Here is a 15804-nt window from a genome sequence, read left to right as displayed (position 1 = left end):
GGTTCCGCCGAGCGCGTGTGCGCGGCGCTCTCCTCGCCCGACACGCTGGCGCGTCGATGTCTCGCGGGCGGTTGCCAGGTCGCGATCGCTTCGCTATCTTCTTGCTCGCCGAAAGAGGTAGGCCGGTTCAGGCGAGCCCCGGCCACTCCCATGACGGGAGCCCATGTCCCCTCCACCACGGAGTGAGGTCCCACGGCACCTGGACGCACGTGCGTCCTCCGTGGAGGCTCCCATGCAGCTCAATCACATCGATCTCCAGGTCCCCGACGTCGTCGAAACGGCCGCGTTCTTCGAGCGGCACTTCCAGTTCGAGGTCCACGGCAACCGGCACTCGCCGGCGATCGCCATCCTCACGGGGCCCGGCGACTTCACGCTCGTCCTCCAGCGCCGGCGCGAGGCGGACGGCCCTTATCCGGAGGGCTTCCACATCGGCTTCCTCGTCGACGACGTGGCCACCGTGTACGACAAGCACGCGGCGATCGTCGCGGCGGGCATCGACAGCGGCCCCGTGAGCGAGAACGGCCGCGGCGTGATGTTCTATTTCAAGGCGCCCGGCGACATCCTCATCGAGGTGAGCTGCCGGCGCCGCCCGCTCCCCGCGGTGCGCGCCGACGCATGACGGCGACGCGCCGCCCGGACGCGCTGAGGCCCGACCCAGGTTGAGGCGCCGCCGCGGCCCACCGAGGTTGAGGTTCCGGTTCCCCGCCGCGGCCCCCACCGAGGTTGAGGTTCCGCTGAGGTTGAGGTTCCGGTTCCGCCGCGGCCCACCGAGGTTGAGGTTCCGGTTCCGCCGCGGCCCCCACCGAGGTTGAGGTTCCGGTTCCGCCGCGGCCCCCACCGAGGTTGAGGTTTCGAGGTTGAGGTTCCGAGATTGAGGTTCCGAGGTTGAGGTTCCGGTTTCCCGCCGCCCCCCGCCGAGGTTGAGGTCCCGGCCCACCGAGGTTGAGGTTCCGACGATGCCCGGCCTGGCCTATCGTGCTCGGCCATGCGCCCGTTGGCCCTGCTCTTTGGCTCGTCCACCGTCCTGTTTTCCGTTGCTTGCGGCCCTGCCCAGCCTCAGGGGGGCCCGGGAGCCCCCCTGAAACCCCCGGGGTCCTCGACGGAGGCGGGCGGCGCGACACCCGCGAGCGAGACGCCTCCGCTCGCCGGGAAGGCGCGAGGCAACGTCACCGTCACGCTGCTTTACACGACGGACGAACATGGCTGGCTCGAGAGTCTGTCCGACGACGGCGTGAGCCGCGGCGGCGCGGCCGAGCTGCTCGGGCGGCTCGTGAAGTATGAAGGGCATTGCCCAGGGCCTGTTCCCGCGGGCATCGAGCCGGCAGGAGCGCTCACTCCCCCCTCGCCAGAGGATTGCACCTCGCCGCGCACGCTCCTCCTCTCGGGCGGCGACAATTTCACAGGCCCCGCCATCTCGACGTACTTCAACGGCGAGCCCATGGCGAGCGCGATGGGCCGCATGGGTTATGCCTCCTCGGCGTTCGGCAATCACGAATTCGATTTCGGCGTGCCTCGATTCACGAAGCTCCGTGACCTCGCGCGACTGCGCTACCTCGCGGCGAACGTGAAGATCGACGACGCCAAGCTCGCGGGCGATCTCGACATCCGGCGCTACGAGGTCTTCGAGCGCAAGGGCGTGAAGATCGGCGTCGTGGGGCTCGCCGCGGCAGATACGCTGAAGGCCGCGATGGCCGAGCGCTTCAAGGGGATCACGTTCGAGCCCACCGAGGCCTCGCTCGACAAGGCGATCCACGAAGCGCGGGAGAAGGGAGCCGCCGACGTCGTCGTCGTGACCGCGCACGAGTGCCCCGACAACCTCGTGCCCATCGTGGAGAAACACCCGGAGTGGCGGCTCGCGTTCGTCGGAGGGGGCCACTGCCACAAGAAAATCGACTCTCACGCAGGCGACACGCCCGTCATCAGCCCCGGCTGGCGCCTTCACCAGTACGCCCGCGTCGCCATCACCATCAACCCCGACAATCCCCCGCAGGCCCGCGTCGTCACCATCAGCCATGGCATCGTCGACGTCGCGACCGATCCGCAAGTCCCGGCGGATCCCCCGCTCGCCCGGCTCGTCACGGCGTGGAAAACGAAGGTCGACAGCGCGCTCGGGAAGGTCATCGGCTATTCGGAGGGCGGGATCGGCCCGGAGGAGGCTGTCGGCAAGCTCGTGAGCGACGCCTGGCTCCACGAGCTGGGCGGCGACGTGGCGATCATGAACCGAGGCGGCGTGCGGCAAACCATTCCGCGAGGGCCGATCACGCACGCGACGATCTGGGGCGTGCTCCCGTTCGATAACCGCCTGGTGAAGGTATCCATCGACGGCGCGTCGCTCGCAAAGGACCTGGAGGCGAAGTCGTTCATCGTCTCCGGCGCGAAGAGAGCGCCAAACGGAGATTGGTCCGTGGGCGGCAAGCCGATGGATCCGAAGAAGCGCTACACGGTCATCATCACCGATTTCATGTACGGGGGCGGTGACGGCGCCGTCTTCGCGGCGCAGGATCCGAAGCCCGTGGGGACGGGGATCTCGTGGCGAGATGCGGTGATCGCCTGGATCGAAAAGAAAAAGAGCGCAGAAGGCGCGCCGCTCGAGAAGAAGCTCGGCGAAAAGCCGGCGCCAGCGGGCAAACAGAGATAATCGATCGGGCCTAACGAGCGCCTCGTTGCTACCGGCGCCGCTTCGCCAGCGCCGCGCCGAGCTTGGCGAGCTTTTTCTCGTCGGCAAACCAGGAGAGGCATTCAAGGCGCGTTTTGCGTTGCGTCGCGGAAAGGCTCTTTCCATTGTCGAGCTTCCCCGCGAGCGCCTCGAGCAGGAATGCCTCGGTCGAGGGGTGCCAGGCGTAAAAGAGCGGCCAGAGCGACTTCGCTGGCAGGCGCGTCAGGCCGTAATGACCTGGCACGGATTGCTCGCGGCGGATGAGCTCGATCAGCGCCGGGGCGAGCTTCGCGCCGTCCGCCCGCTCGAGCGGCTTGGCGAGCTTCACCCAGGCCGGCCGCGGCGTGGCGAAGGATCCCCAATCGTTTCGGAAGAGCTGCCGGTGAGCGGCGAGCGCCGCGGCGACCGCCTCCATCGGCGCGCCGGCGTGGACCGTCGCGTCGAAGACGTCGCGCAACGGGTCGAGCTTGTCGAGCCTTGCCTCGAGGTGCCGCCTCAGGCGGCTCCATGCGTCGTCGCCTAGCGCGGAGAGGACCCGCTCCTCGTCGAACGCCTCGGCGTCACCGAGCGCTCGCAGGAAGACGAAGAAGGGCGCGCGCTCGGCCTTTTCATTGCGGGGCAAGACATCGAACGCGATCTCGTGCGCGTCGTCGAGGACGCTCTCCAGACGGTCGGCGTCGCGCCGGTCGGCGAAGCGATCGAGGAGCGGTCGGGCCCGCTGCACGAGCTCGAGACGATCGGGCAGCTTCACGCCGTCCGCCTCGCCGAGCTTCCACAGGGCCGCCGAGTGATCGACGATGGCCTTGACCAGGGCGAAGGCGATCGGAATCGACGTGCCGCGCTCGCGAGCGTCGGGGACCACCCGCCAGGGCTGTGCGCACCAGACGGCGGCCGCTCGGCTGCGTTCGTCGTCGCTACGCTCGCTCGCAAGGAACCAGTCGGGGTCGAAGCACCCCGGGATCGCGCCCCCGTTCTCCTTGCCTGCACGCTCGAGGCGCCGGATGTCCTCCCCGTGGAGGTCGCCTTGCCAGGAAAGCCCGGCGGCGGAAGCGAGCGCCCGCGCCCGGCGATAATCGTCGAGCGCGCCGGCGGTGTCTCCCGATCCTTCGCGGACCAAGGCCCGCGCGGCGAAGATGCGCGCCTCGAAGCCGCGATCCGTGACCCCCTGGCCGGCGCGGGCGCGCGCCTCGTCGCCTCGAGCGCGCTCGTCGATGAGGGCGACCGCCTCCCCGGCGAGCACGCGCGCCCTCGCGAGGAGCGACGAGCGCTCTGTCTCGGACATGGCCTTGGCTTTTTTTGTCTTCGGGCGGTCGCGGCAGGGGTCTTCCCCGCCCGCGAGCTTCCCGAGAGAGCGCGCCACCCGCGCGAGCCCCATCGCCCTTCGATCCTGCCGGTCGCCCCGATGAAAGAAGCCGAGCGAGAGCCCTTGCGCCGGGTCGTCGATCGGCTCGGCCGCGCGCCAGTCCTCCGCGGCGGCGCGCTCGTCGCCCCGGTAGAGCCGGCATTCCCAGCGGGCGCGGAGCAGCTCTGCGCCGGCAATCCCCGCGTCGAGCGCCGCCGACAGCCACGGCTCGGCCTCGGCGTAGGCGCTGCGCTCGAACAGCTTGTACCCGAGCATCTCGGCGATCCCCACCGCCGTCTCGAAGACGGCGCCGTCCCCCTCTTTCAGCCACGCCTCGAGCGCAGGCTGGATGTTCTTCATGAACGTGAGGTGATTGTCGTTCGAGAGGTGCTTCGTGGTGGCTCGATAATGCTTGGCCACGAAGAGGCGCTCGCGAGGATCGCTGCTCCCGGCGTGAGACGCGAGCGCTTTCAGGTGGCCGCCGAGCGAGGAGGTCGGGCTGGTCCGCTGCTCGAGCTCCGACAGCTTCGCGAGCACCTCCTTCCGGAGCCCGTTCGGCACGGCGCGCTCGAGCTCCAGCCAATAACCGGAGTCGACGTCAAGGACGTGCCGGAGGAGGAGGACCGCCTCTTCGTGCGCATCGTCATCGAGCGCGAGGGCGATCCGGCCCACCGCGGGCAGCGCCGCCCGCTGGAGGTTCTGCCAGTTGTCCCATTGCGTCGAGAAGCTGAGGGGATAAGGGGTGAGCGTCGGCAGCAGACAGCAGAGGCCGTGCCCCTCGCTCGCGCGGGCCTTGGTCCAGAGCTGCCCGGCGAGGAGGTAGAGGGCGGAGCCCCGCTGGCGGATGATGGCCGGCCCGCCCTCGCCTGCGTGGAGCGTCACTTCGATCGACGTCCCGACGAGTCTCGCGGTGAACGGGGGGACTTCGCGCGTTCCTTGGAGGAAGTTCGATGCAAAGAGCGCAAAAAACTCCGCGAGTGCGTCGTGCAACGCTGCATTTGCATGCATCGGGAGCGATCGTAGCACGCGGTCTGCGATGTGCGCTGTCGCGCGGAGCCGGCCCTCGATCACGGGGCGCAGACATGGCGGGCTCCTTCCGGCGCACCAGCTCCGGGCCGCCGGGGCGGGAGAAGGTGAGCGCCTGCTTGGCCACCGCCGCCGCGCCGTGGACCTCGCGGGCGGCGAGCCGATGGGGGTGGCGGCCGGGGTGAGACCCGACCCTGGTCGAGGTTTCGAGGTTCCGGCGTGATGAGGCCGGTGAGACCCCACCGAGGTTGACGCCGCGAGGTCGACGCCCTGGCGGAGCCTCCGACCGAGGTCGACGCCGCGACGTCGATGCCTTGGCGGAGCTTCCGACCGGGGTTGAGGTCCCCAGTAACTGAATCGGTTCAGTTTTCTGCGCACCTCCGTGGTATGGCCGGTCCTGGTTTCCACCACGCGGCCTGACGATCGACGCTCCGGGCCGCGATCACCCAGCCCGCTCGTGCAGCGGCAAGGAGCCATCATGCGACAATCTTCGTTCTTGAGCCTTGGCTCGTCAGGCGCTCTCGCCCTCCTCCTCGCGGCGCTCGGATGCGACTCGTCGGACGGGTCGTCCTCTGGCGCCGGCGCTCAGGGCGCCGGCGGTCAGGGGGCGACGAGCAGCGCGAGCGGCTCCGGCGGCGCTGGCGGTCAGGGGGCGACGAGCAGCGCGAGCGGCTCCGGCGGCGCGGCGGGCACCGGCGGCTCCGGCGAAGCAGGCGGCGGCGCGGCGGGCACCGGCGGCGCCGGGGAAGGGGGCGGCGGCGCGCCGCCGGCGCCGCTCTGGGACTGGACCGGCATCGTCGGCACGGGGCAGAGCCTCTCTGTCGGCGCGGAGGGCACGCCGCCCCGCACCACGACGCAGCGCTTTCACAACCTCAAGCTGTCCCTCGGGAACGCGAGCGTGCCCCCGTTCGACGCGGCGAACACGGCCCTCTCCCTGGTGCCGCTCGTCGAGCCGATCCGCGCGTTCGCGACGACGTACCCGAGCGCCTACCCGAAGAACATCTATGGCGAGACGCCACACACGGCCATGGCCGACCAGATCTCGTCCCTCGCGGAGGCGGCCGCAGGCGGCGACCACGTCACGGTCCACACCGTCGTCGGCGAGAGCGGGCAGCCGATGAGCGTCCTCCGGAAGGGCGCCACCCAGACGGCCTCGGGCGACACGTCGATGGGCCGCGCCTACGCGGCGACGCTGTTCGAGGCGGAGGCCGTCACGCGCCTCGCCAGGGCGGCCGACAAGACGTATGGCGTCGGCGCCATCGTGATCACACACGGCGAGGCCGACGCCGGCAGCGCGACCTACCAGGACGAGCTGGCAAAGCTGTGGTCCGACTACAACCAGGATCTCCTCCGGATCACCGGCCAGTCGCGGAGCATCCCCCTGCTCGTGTCCCAGCAGAACTCGGTGCACACCGACGCCGGCACGCGGTCGACGTCGACGCAGGCGCAGTGGCGCGTCGGCGTGGACCACCCGGGCGATATCGTCTGCTCGGGTCCGAAGTACCAGTATCCGTATGCGAACGATCACATCCACCTGAACGCGAACGGGTACCAGCTGCTCGGCGAGAAATTCGGCCAGATCTTCTTCGAGAAGGTCGTGCTCGGGAAGGACTGGCAGCCGCTCCAGCCGACGCGCGTCGAGCGCAGCGGCGACGTCGTCACGGTGCACTTCCATGTCCCGGTGCCGCCGCTCGCCTGGGACAGCGCGCTGCCGTCTCCCCACCAGACGGCGTTCACGGAGTGGGCGCAAGGCCGCGGCTTCGAGCTCTGGAGCGGCAACACCCGGATCCAGATCAGCGGCGTGGAGATCTCCGGCGATTCGGTGCAGATCACCGCGCGGAACCTCCCCGCTTCCGGCGTGATGGTCGGCTATGCGATGACGACCGACGGGACGTCGATGACGGGCGGCACGATCCGCTGGGGTCAGCTGCGCGACTCGGATCCGTTCGTCGGCTCGACGACGGGCAAGGCCCAGCCGAACTACAGCGTGGCATTCGAGATGAACGTCCCCTGAAGGGCGGCTCCGGCGCGGCGTTCCGGACCGGAGCGCCCGCGGGCGGCGCTGCGCAGACGCAGCACCGCGCGCTTGACAAGACAGACCTGTCTGTCTAAACCAGGGCGGTGCGGGATGCCAGGAGCCACATCCTCGCGGTCGCGGAGCGCCTCTTCTATGCGGAGGGGTACCGCGCCGTCGGCGTCGATCGCCTGATCGCCGAGGCGGACGTCGCCAAGGCCACGTTTTACCGACACTTCCGGACGAAGGACGACCTGCTCGTGGCGGTGCTCGAGGCGCGCGACGCGCGCTTTCGCGAGTGGCTGGCGAGGCGTGTCGAGGCCCTCGCGGCCGATCCGCGCGATCGGCCGCTCGCGGTCTTTGACGCGCTCGCCGAGCTGTTCGCGGCGGACGATTTCCGCGGCTGCGCGTTCCTCAACACGATGGTCGAGGTCGCGAGCCGGAGCCACCCGGCGCACGAGGCCGCGCAGCGGCACAAGCAGCGGCTCATCGACTATTTCGAGGAGCTCTTGCGCGAGGCCGGCGTGCCGGCGGCCAGCGCGCTCTCTCCGCAGCTCCTCTTGCTGATCGACGGCGCGATCGTGACCGCCGTCCGCGAGGGAGGACCGGGCGCCGCCGCGCGCGCGCGGTCTCTCGCCGAGACCCTCATTGCAACAGCGCGGCCAGGAAGGCGACGACGATGAACCGGTTCACGGGTATCCCGAGCAGGTGGAATGGACGTGCCGAGCAGCCCCCGCGGCCCGCCGCGGAGGAGCCCGGCGCGAGCGCGCCAACGATCGCTCTCCCGCGCACGCCGCGGGCGGCCGTGGGGTCGATCGTCGCCGCGCTTGTCGCGCTTTCCCTGGCGGCCTGCGCTTCGCCGGACCGCGGTGGCGCCAGCGCGCCGCCGGCCTGCGCGCCGGCCGCGACCGCGCCGCCAGCCGCCGCGGACGCCGCGGTCGACGCCTCGAGCGGGCGCCTCCAGTGGCGCGGCGGCCCGACGGCGATCCTCGAGCGCGACGGCCTCCGGCTGCTCACCGATCCCGTCCTCGGGCCGCGCGGCCCATCCGTGTTCGTGCTCCCCAAGCACCCGTCGACCGGCGTCGAAAACGCGCCGATCGCCCGCTACACCGACCCTCCTGCGGAGCCGATAGGGCACCTCGACGTCATCCTCCTCAGCCATAACCACGCTGACCATTTCGACGCCGTCGCGAAGGAGACGCTCCCGAAGGACGTCACCTTCGTCCTCCCCCCCGACGCCGTCGCGGCCGCGCGCGCCGCGGGGTTCACGAAGCTCACGCCGCTCGATTGGGACCAGGAGACCGTCCTCCCGACCCGCGCCGGCCGCCTGCGGATCCTCGCCGTCCCGGCGAACCATACCCACGACGCGGCGCTCGACGCGACGCTCGGCAAGGGCAACGGGTATGTGCTGCGCTGGGAGGGCGCGGCGCCCTATTCGATCTACTGGACCGGCGATTCGGTCTTCACCGAGCCGATGCGCGCGGTGGCGGCTCGCTTTGCGCCCATCGACCTCTGGCTGCCGCACCTCGGCGCGGTCGGCGTCGACGGCGCGCGCGGCCTCCGCACGATGGACGCGGAGGAGGCGGTCGCCGCCGCGGCGCTGCTCCGCGCCCGCCATGTGATCCCTATTCACCACACCACCTTCGCGCACTACCGCGAGCCGGTGACGGCGTTCACCCAGCGCGCCGCCTCGAAGAACCTGCCCGCGCAGATCCACGTCCCGACGGACGGCGCGTGGATGCCCCTGCCGCGCTGAGCCTGCGACGGCGCGCCCGCGGCGCCGCCGCTCTGCCGTTCAGGCCAGCCATTTCAGGAGGAAGAGGCCCACGGTCGCGGCGAAGCCGACGAACCAGACCGCGCTCCGGGCAGTGGCCTTGTCGCCGAGGTACATGGCGAGATAGAGCGCGCGCGCGGCGACGTGGGTGACGGCGAGGATGGCGCTCCAGCGAGCGTCGGCGCCCGCGAGGTGGGCCGTGAAGACGGCGGCGGCGAAGGGCGCGAACCCCTCGAAGGCGTTCTGGTGGGCGGCGAGGGCGCGGCGCCCGACACCGGTGAGCTTGGCCTGCTGGTCACGCGGGTTGCGGTTGTCCAGGCCCTCGGGCTGCTGCGCCTGGGCCCTGGCGACGAACAAGCGGGGCACGTAGATGAAGAGAAATGAGATGAAGACGCAAGTCATCGGAATGGTCATCGGGTCCCTCTCGAGCGCACGGGCTCCTCGGAGCGAGGAGCGACTCTAACGGGCTCCCGCCGCCGGCGCGAGCGCCAAGCGTCGCGGCCGCTCCCACGGCCCGCGCCGGCTCGGGCAGCTCGGCCTCGCGGTCGCGGCGCGCCCGATCGGCGGGCGCGCGTGCCGGCGGAGGGACGGGAGCAGGCGGTCCGCGGGAGGGCCCCGAGGAGCTCTGTGTGAAAAGGAGTTGCCGGGGACGAGAGGTTCGACGAAGGTTCGTTCAGGTGCACCTTGAGCCAAGATCCTGTCGTGTCGCGCCCGCCGCTGCCGCCCTTCACCGCCGAGACCGCCGCCCGGAAAGCGCGGTTGGCGGAGGATGCCTGGAACAGCCGGGATCCCGCGCGCGTGGCCCAGGCGTACACCGTCGATAGCCGCTGGCGGAACCGGGCGGAGTTCTTCGAGGGGCGGGCGGCGATCGAGGCATTTTTGCACCGCAAATGGCAGCGGGAGCTCGATTATCGCCTGATCAAGGAGGTCTGGGCATTCACGGGGGACAGGATCGCGGTGCGCTTTGCTTATGAATGGCACGACGACAGCGGGAGCTGGTACCGGTCCCATGGCAACGAGCAGTGGGAGTTCGACGCGCAGGGGCTGATGCGGCGGCGCGAGGCGAGCATCAATGACGTGCGGATCGCGGCCGAGGAGCGGAAGTTCCACTGGCCGCTCGGGCGGCGACCCGACGAGCACCCGGGGCTCAGCGAGCTCGGCTTGTAGCGGCCGGCGCTGCGCCGGTCCGAGATGGCGTCTGCGGTGGGCCTCGGCACTGGAATGCTCGGGGGATGCGGTGTTGACACCGCCGCCGTCCCCTCGATAGACTCCCCGGCGTCGAGGGCGTTCGGCAGACCGGGAGAACGATGGTCCGGCGTACAGGGGCTCCCGCTGGGGCGTGAGACCTTCGCGATCCTGGCTGACGGCGTGTCCTTGCGCGGGTGAACGACACAGGATGCCGAGCGAGCTCATGTCCAGCTCTCAAGACAAGCCCGAGATCGCCACGGCCTACGATCGCTGGGCCGCGACGTACGATGACGATTTCAACAGGACGCGCGAGCTGGCGGCGGAGGTCCTCCGGCAACGCGGCCTTTCGCTGGCCGGCCGGGACGTGCTCGAGATCGGCTGCGGCACCGGGCGCAACACGGAGTGGCTCGACGAGCGAGCGAGCAGCGTCCTCGCGCTGGACTTCTCCGAGGGGATGCTGGGTCGCGCGAGGGCCCGCGTGCGTTCTCCCCGCGTCCGGTTCGTGCAGCACGACATCCGCGCTTCGTGGCCCCTCGCGGAGGCCTCGTCCGACGTCGTGATTGCCATGCTCGTGCTGGAGCACATCGAGCACGTCGACGCGGTCTTCGCCGAGGCTGCCCGCGTCTTGCGCGCGGGAGGAGAGCTCTTTCTGTGCGAGCTGCACCCCGTGCGACAGATGCGCGGCGGGCAGGCCAATTTCGTCAACCCGGAGACGGGCGAGCCCGAGCGCGTGACCGCGTTCCTGCACGACGTCTCCGAGTACGTGAACGCGGGCCTGGGCGCCGGGTTCGAGCTCGTTCACCTGGGCGAGTGGCGCGACGCAGAGGCGCTCAGGAGCGATCTGCCGCGGCTCCTGTCCGTGCAGCTCCGGCGCATGGCGCGTCCTTCGCCTGGGGCATAATCAACGTCCTCACCGACAGCTCCTTGCGACGCGCGGCATCGCGGCATGGTGCCCGTCACTCGCTTGTTCAAAGCGGGGAGCAGGTACGCGCGTTACGGGCCCATCCGCGTCGTTCGGCTCGCCGCGGCGTACTTTCGTGCGCCTCACTCGCGTGCCTGGCGGTTGAGCCCGTATCTCACGAGCTTGCTCCCCGCCATAACGGCTGAGCCCGTATCGCACGAATCTGCACTTCGCTATAGAACGCATCGGCGCCTTCTGCCATGCTCCGGGCCGTCGGAACAAACCTGCGAGGAGATTGCAATGAAGCTCTACTACAACCCCCAGAGCCGCGCAGCGATCACCAAGTGGATGCTGGATGAGTGCGGCGCCACGTACGAGCTCGTCCCCATCAGCCTCGAGAAGCGGGAGCACAAGACGCCGGAGTTCTTGAAGGTCAACCCGGCTGGCAAGCTGCCCGCGCTGGTGGACGGCGACGCCAAGCTCTTCGAGAACGCGGCGATCTGTCTTTATCTGGCGGACAGATTCCCCGAGGCGAGGCTGGCGCCGCGGATCGACGCGCCGCAGCGGGGGCGTTATCTGTCGCTGATGGTCTACTCGACGTCGCAGCTCGAGCCGTCGATGGGGGATCGCCTGATGAAGATCGAGACGCAACCCCAGCGGGGGTGGACGGATTTCGCCACGGTCACGGACGTGATCGAAGGCGAGCTAGGGGACGGGCCTTATCTGTTCGGCGACTGGTTCACCGCGGCCGACGTGATGATCGGCTCGATGTTCATGTGGGCGCGCCTGTGGGGAAATGCGACGGGACGGCCCAGGCTGGAGGCCTATATCGACCGCTTGCAGGCGCGTCCGCACGCGATGAAGATGCGGAAATGAGCGGATCGCCTGGCCGCGGCGCTCGAGGTTGACGACCTTGCCGAGCTCTCCGGCGCTGCGCCACGTCGCGCGCGGGGCGCGTCGCGGTGACCGTCGTTCGGGTGACGTGGGTTGGGCCATGGGTCTATGATGTGCGCCATGAAGCTCTCGTCGCGCCGGCGCCGTCGCGTGCTCGCGTCCTCGTTCGTCGTCACGGTGGCCGGCGGTGCGGCGGCTTGCGGCACGGCCCAGCCGCCGCCCGATCCGCCGGAGCTGATCGCCAACCCGCCGCGCCTGGATCTCCCGCCGACGAATTCGCCTGGCGTAGGGGATGCGGCCGCGCCCGGCGACGCCGGGACGACGGAGACGCAGGACACGGCGGCTCCGGAGGCGTCGCAGGACGCCGGGACGACGTCGGCGCAGAGCGAGGAGGAGCCGCTTCCGCCGCCCGTGCAGGGGGGGAGGGTGGTTCGGGGCCCGGACGGCACGTGCAGGCAGTTTTTACCGAACCCCTGCCCGCGGCCTCAGCCGTCTCGCGACGGACGCCCTCCCGTGGTCATCATGTGCAACCCGCCGCCGCCCCAGAGGGTCGCGTGTCCGCCGGAAGCCAGCCAGCCGTGACGGTGGGGCCGCCCTCTGGAGCAGACGATACGACTCCCGTAGATCCCGCCCTCCTCGAGCGCGCTCTTGCGCTCTACGGGCTCGATCCGGCGACCTGCCGGTCCATCGGCGGCTTCGAGAGCCAGGTGTTCGAGGCGCGGCGCAGCGACGGCGTCTTCGTCCTGAAGCTCGGGGATCCCGGGCGCAGGTCCCCGGACGCGGTCGAGGCGGAGTGCGAATGGCTGGAGTACTTGACGGCGCAGGGCGTCCACGCCGCCCCGGCGATCCGGGCCGCCGACGGACGTTATGCGGCATTGCTCGGCGGGCACGGCCAAGCCGTCTGCGTGCGCGCGTACGCGAAGGCGCCCGGCGCTCCGCTCTCTGTCGACGATCTGACGCCGGACATGGCGACCGCCTGGGGGCGGCTCCTGGGGCGCCTGCACGCCACGACCAAGGTGTATGCTCCGCCGTCATCGAGGCGGCGTCATGCGTGGCATGAGGAGGGCGACTTCGCCAATGCGCGGGAGCTCTTGCCGGAGGACGAGCGCGACCCGATCGGCGGCCGGCTGGAGCGGCTCATCGCGGAGCTCCGGGCCTTGCCGACGGACCGCGACGCCTTCGGCCTGGTGCACACGGACGCCCACTTCGGGAACGTGCTCAAGGATGGCGGCGCGCTGACGTTGATCGATTTCGACGACTGCGCCTACGAGTGGTTCGCGAGCGATCTCGGGATCATCCTCTTCTATGTCGCGATCGACCCGCTCGGGCCGGGGCGGCCGCCCGAGCTCCTCCGGATGTTCCGCGACAGGTTCCTGGACGGCTACGCCCGGGAGAACGCGCTCTCCGCGCGATGGCTGGCGGAGATGGACCGGTTCATGAAGCTGCGCGAGCTCGTGCTCTACACGGCGATCCGCCGGGTCAGCCGGCGCGAGGCGCCGGACGCCTGGTGTCGCGCTTATCTGGAGCGCCACAAGCCGCGCATCCTCGGCGATCGGCCGGCGTGGCCGGAGGCAGGCTGAGAGCGCCTGGGATGGCCGGGCTGGCGCAGGCCTCGGGCCGCTGAGCGCCCTTTTTGACTCTGCTCTTCCGTGATCCCGTGAGAGCACCTTTGCGCACCCGCGCCGCTGGACTCCGTGGTTCACGCGGTATGCCTGGGAGTCGTCCACGGTGCGTCCGCCCGCGGCTCCAAAGCGCTGTGCACGGGCGCGCGCGAATTCGACGCAGCTTGCCCGTCGCTCAGCCGCCCTGTCGAGCCGGCTCACAGCCCGCGGGCGGCCGCGGCGCGAGCATCGGGTGCAGCTCGGCGACTCCGAGCCGCGCGCGCCCCGCGAACTCGTAGGCGTCGTCGGTCGCGGCGATGTGCTGCGTCGCCGCGTGGATGTCCCGGAAGCACCGCTGCAGCGGGCTCGCCGCGTAGAGCGCGCCCCCGCCGCCGGCCCGGTAGGCGAAGCTCGCGACCTCCGCGGCGACGTCGGTCACATACGTCTGGACGAGCCGGATCGACGCCCAGTCCTCGATCGAGAGCGCCTCTCCCGCGCGCGCCTGGTCCCACATCCGCCCGAGCGCGTCGAACGCGTAGGCCCGCGCCGCGGCGAGCTTCGCCTCCGCGCGCCCGAGGTCCATGTGGAAGGCCGCGTGGCTGCCCAGCGCGAGCTGCGGCCAGGCCTTCACGCGGCGCGGGGCGGCCGCGGCGATCTCGTCGAGCGCGCGCCGTCCGATGCCGAGCGCAAAGCCGACGTGACCGGCAGCGAGCAGGGCGATCAAGGGGAGCGAAACCAGCGCGCCGCCGCGCCGCTGAGGGGCCCCCGGGAAGGGGCATGTCCGCGCCTCGGGCACGAACGCGCCCTCGATCCGGTAGTGGTCGCTCCCGGTGCCGCGCAGGCCGGCCACGTCCCACGTGTCCTCGATCACCACCTGCTCGCGCGGGACGGCGAGGCTGAGCATCTCGGGCGGCCCCGCCGGAGGAGCCCCGCCCTCCGGCGCCGCGATGGCGCCCGTGAACACCCAGGACGCGTGGCGCACGCCGCTGCCGAAGGCCCAGCGGCCCTCGAGCACGTAGCCCCCGGGGACGCGCCGCGCGAGGCCGGACGGCATCTGGAGGCCCGCGAACGTCGGGAACGGCCCAGCGAACACCTGGCGGGCGCCCTCGTCCGGCAAGGTGCCCCCGGCGAGCGCGGCGAGCAGCGCGCTGATCATCAGCGACCACCCCGCCGAGGTGTCCGCGCGCGCCATCGCCTCGAAGACCTCGACTTGCGTCAGCGGGTCGCTCTCGACGCCGCCGAGCGCGCGCGGCGCGGCCATCGCGAGGAGGCCGCTCGATTGCAGCGCGTCGACGACCGCGGGCGCGAGCGTGCGCAGCCGCTCGGACGCCTCGGCATGGGCGGCTGCGACGCCGCGGACGCGCTCCACGGCGGCGAGGAGGCGTTCGCGCTCGGGGGATCGACGGGGCTCGGACATACGGGGCTCCTTTCCTGGATCGCTGTGCAGCGCGCCGGCCTCTCCGGGCCACCCGCGCGCCCGATGATGACACTGACAACATTCGGAAAGTTTCCACCGCCTACATTTTCTTCGCGACCGCCTGCAGACCCTTTGTCCTGCGCCCCCGCGGCCCTGCGCCCCGGCGGCCCTTTGTCCAGCGCCGCCTGCGCCCTGCGCCCGCGACCCTGCGCCCCGCGGCTCCTCCGTGGACCGCGGCCTTCGTGGTATCGTGCGCCTGCGCTGTGGCTTCCCCCGCAAGGCGCCGCCGTCCGCGCGCGCGCACCACACCTGCTCCCGCGTCGCGCACCTCACCCGCGCCCGCGTCGCGCGCCGCCGACCGGCCCTACCACCACGGCGACCTCCGGCGCGCCGTGCTGGAGGAGGCGCTCTCGCTCATCGAGGAGCAAGGGAACGCGAGCTTCACGCTGCGCGAGGTCGCGCGGCGCATCGGCGTCTCGCACGCCGCGCCTTACCGCCACTTCGCGGACAAGCGCGCCCTGATGACGGAGCTCGCCGTCCAGGCGAGCGCGGCGCTCGGCGGGCGGATCTCCGCCGCGCTGGAGGGGGCCGGGGGCGACCTCCGAGCGCGCTTCCTGGCCGCCGGCTTCGCCTATGTCGCCTTCGCGCTGGAGCACCCCGCGCCCTTCCACGTGATGTACTCCGGCGAGGTGGACGTGGACGACCCGCGGGTCGCGGCGGCCACCTCGCAGAACCTGGGGCTGCTCCTCGGGTTCATCGAGGAGGCGCAGCGCGCCGGCGCGTTCCCGCCCGGCGATCCGCGAACGCTCGCGGTCCCGATCTGGGCGATGCACCACGGCCTCGCGACCCTCGCGGCGTCGGGGGCCCTCGCAAAGGCCGGGCCGGCGGAGCTCCGGCGCATGGTCGACGACGCCCATGCGCGCCTGCTCGATGGGCTGCTCCTCGCCGCGCCCGGGCAGTCGCGCTCCTGATCCGTCCAGGCTACGATCGC

General features: G+C 71.2%; 14 protein-coding genes. 11 read left to right on the top strand and 3 right to left on the bottom strand.

Features of this window, described 5'->3' with window-relative positions:
* Positions 1-232: 232 nt before the first annotated feature.
* Positions 233-619 carry a VOC family protein gene (locus tag WME90_RS25365; protein WP_437274566.1) on the top strand — a complete coding sequence of 129 codons (387 nt, stop codon included), beginning with the start codon at positions 233-235 and terminating at the stop codon, positions 617-619.
* Positions 620-985: 366 nt separating this feature from the next.
* The gene (locus WME90_RS25360) at positions 986-2638 is read left to right on the top strand and encodes a bifunctional metallophosphatase/5'-nucleotidase (protein WP_437274565.1); all 1653 of its coding nucleotides are present in this window, start codon (positions 986-988) and stop codon (positions 2636-2638) included.
* Positions 2639-2666: 28 nt separating this feature from the next.
* Here WME90_RS25360 and WME90_RS25355 read toward each other — a convergent pair whose 3' ends face one another.
* The gene (locus tag WME90_RS25355) at positions 2667-4880 is read right to left on the bottom strand and encodes a hypothetical protein (protein ID WP_437274564.1); all 2214 of its coding nucleotides are present in this window, start codon (positions 4878-4880) and stop codon (positions 2667-2669) included.
* Between the two features lie 622 nt (positions 4881-5502).
* Here WME90_RS25355 and WME90_RS25350 point away from each other — a divergent pair.
* The 3 genes from WME90_RS25350 to WME90_RS25340 all read left to right on the top strand — a co-directional run bounded on the left by WME90_RS25350 (position 5503) and on the right by WME90_RS25340 (position 8794).
* The gene (locus WME90_RS25350) at positions 5503-7038 is read left to right on the top strand and encodes a dockerin (RefSeq protein WP_437274563.1); all 1536 of its coding nucleotides are present in this window, start codon (positions 5503-5505) and stop codon (positions 7036-7038) included.
* A gap of 107 nt (positions 7039-7145) precedes the next feature.
* Complete coding sequence (locus WME90_RS25345; protein WP_437274562.1) at positions 7146-7721, top strand: TetR/AcrR family transcriptional regulator; 576 nt, start codon at positions 7146-7148, stop codon at positions 7719-7721.
* Entirely contained in the window at positions 7718-8794 is a 1077-nt protein-coding gene (locus tag WME90_RS25340) for an MBL fold metallo-hydrolase (protein WP_437274561.1), read from the top strand. The genes WME90_RS25345 and WME90_RS25340 overlap by 4 nt, the downstream gene beginning before the upstream one ends.
* A 39-nt stretch (positions 8795-8833) precedes the next feature.
* Here WME90_RS25340 and WME90_RS25335 read toward each other — a convergent pair whose 3' ends face one another.
* Entirely contained in the window at positions 8834-9214 is a 381-nt protein-coding gene (locus WME90_RS25335) for an MAPEG family protein (RefSeq protein ID WP_437274560.1), read from the bottom strand.
* A gap of 282 nt (positions 9215-9496) precedes the next feature.
* On the opposite strand from WME90_RS25335, the gene WME90_RS25330 reads away from it, so the two are divergent.
* The 5 genes from WME90_RS25330 (at position 9497) to WME90_RS25310 (ending at position 13375) form a co-directional block, all read left to right on the top strand.
* Entirely contained in the window at positions 9497-9979 is a 483-nt protein-coding gene (locus tag WME90_RS25330) for a DUF1348 family protein (RefSeq protein WP_437274559.1), read from the top strand.
* 244 nt (positions 9980-10223) lie between these two features.
* Entirely contained in the window at positions 10224-10901 is a 678-nt protein-coding gene (locus WME90_RS25325; protein WP_437274558.1) for a class I SAM-dependent methyltransferase, read from the top strand.
* A 300-nt stretch (positions 10902-11201) separates the two neighbouring features.
* A complete protein-coding gene (locus tag WME90_RS25320) occupies positions 11202-11777 on the top strand; it encodes a glutathione S-transferase family protein (protein ID WP_437274557.1) in 576 nt (191 codons plus the stop codon).
* 138 nt (positions 11778-11915) lie between these two features.
* The gene (locus tag WME90_RS25315; protein WP_437274556.1) at positions 11916-12377 is read left to right on the top strand and encodes a hypothetical protein; all 462 of its coding nucleotides are present in this window, start codon (positions 11916-11918) and stop codon (positions 12375-12377) included.
* The gene (locus WME90_RS25310; protein WP_437274555.1) at positions 12350-13375 is read left to right on the top strand and encodes a phosphotransferase enzyme family protein; all 1026 of its coding nucleotides are present in this window, start codon (positions 12350-12352) and stop codon (positions 13373-13375) included. Before WME90_RS25315 ends, WME90_RS25310 begins: the two co-directional genes overlap by 28 nt.
* A gap of 217 nt (positions 13376-13592) precedes the next feature.
* Here the strand turns inward: WME90_RS25310 and WME90_RS25305 are convergent, their stop codons facing one another.
* On the bottom strand, positions 13593-14813 hold the full coding sequence (locus WME90_RS25305; RefSeq protein WP_437274554.1) for an acyl-CoA dehydrogenase family protein: 1221 nt from the start codon (positions 14811-14813) through the stop codon (positions 13593-13595).
* Positions 14814-15076: 263 nt separating this feature from the next.
* Here WME90_RS25305 and WME90_RS25300 point away from each other — a divergent pair, with 263 nt between their 5' ends.
* Positions 15077-15784, top strand: coding sequence for a TetR/AcrR family transcriptional regulator (locus WME90_RS25300; RefSeq protein ID WP_437274553.1), 708 nt, complete (start codon positions 15077-15079; stop codon positions 15782-15784).
* The last annotated feature ends 20 nt before the right edge of the window (positions 15785-15804 follow it).

Source organism: Sorangium sp. So ce375 (assembly GCF_051473855.1).
GTDB lineage: Bacteria > Myxococcota_A > Polyangia > Polyangiales > Polyangiaceae > Sorangium.
This window is presented reverse-complemented; position numbering and strand designations above follow the sequence as displayed.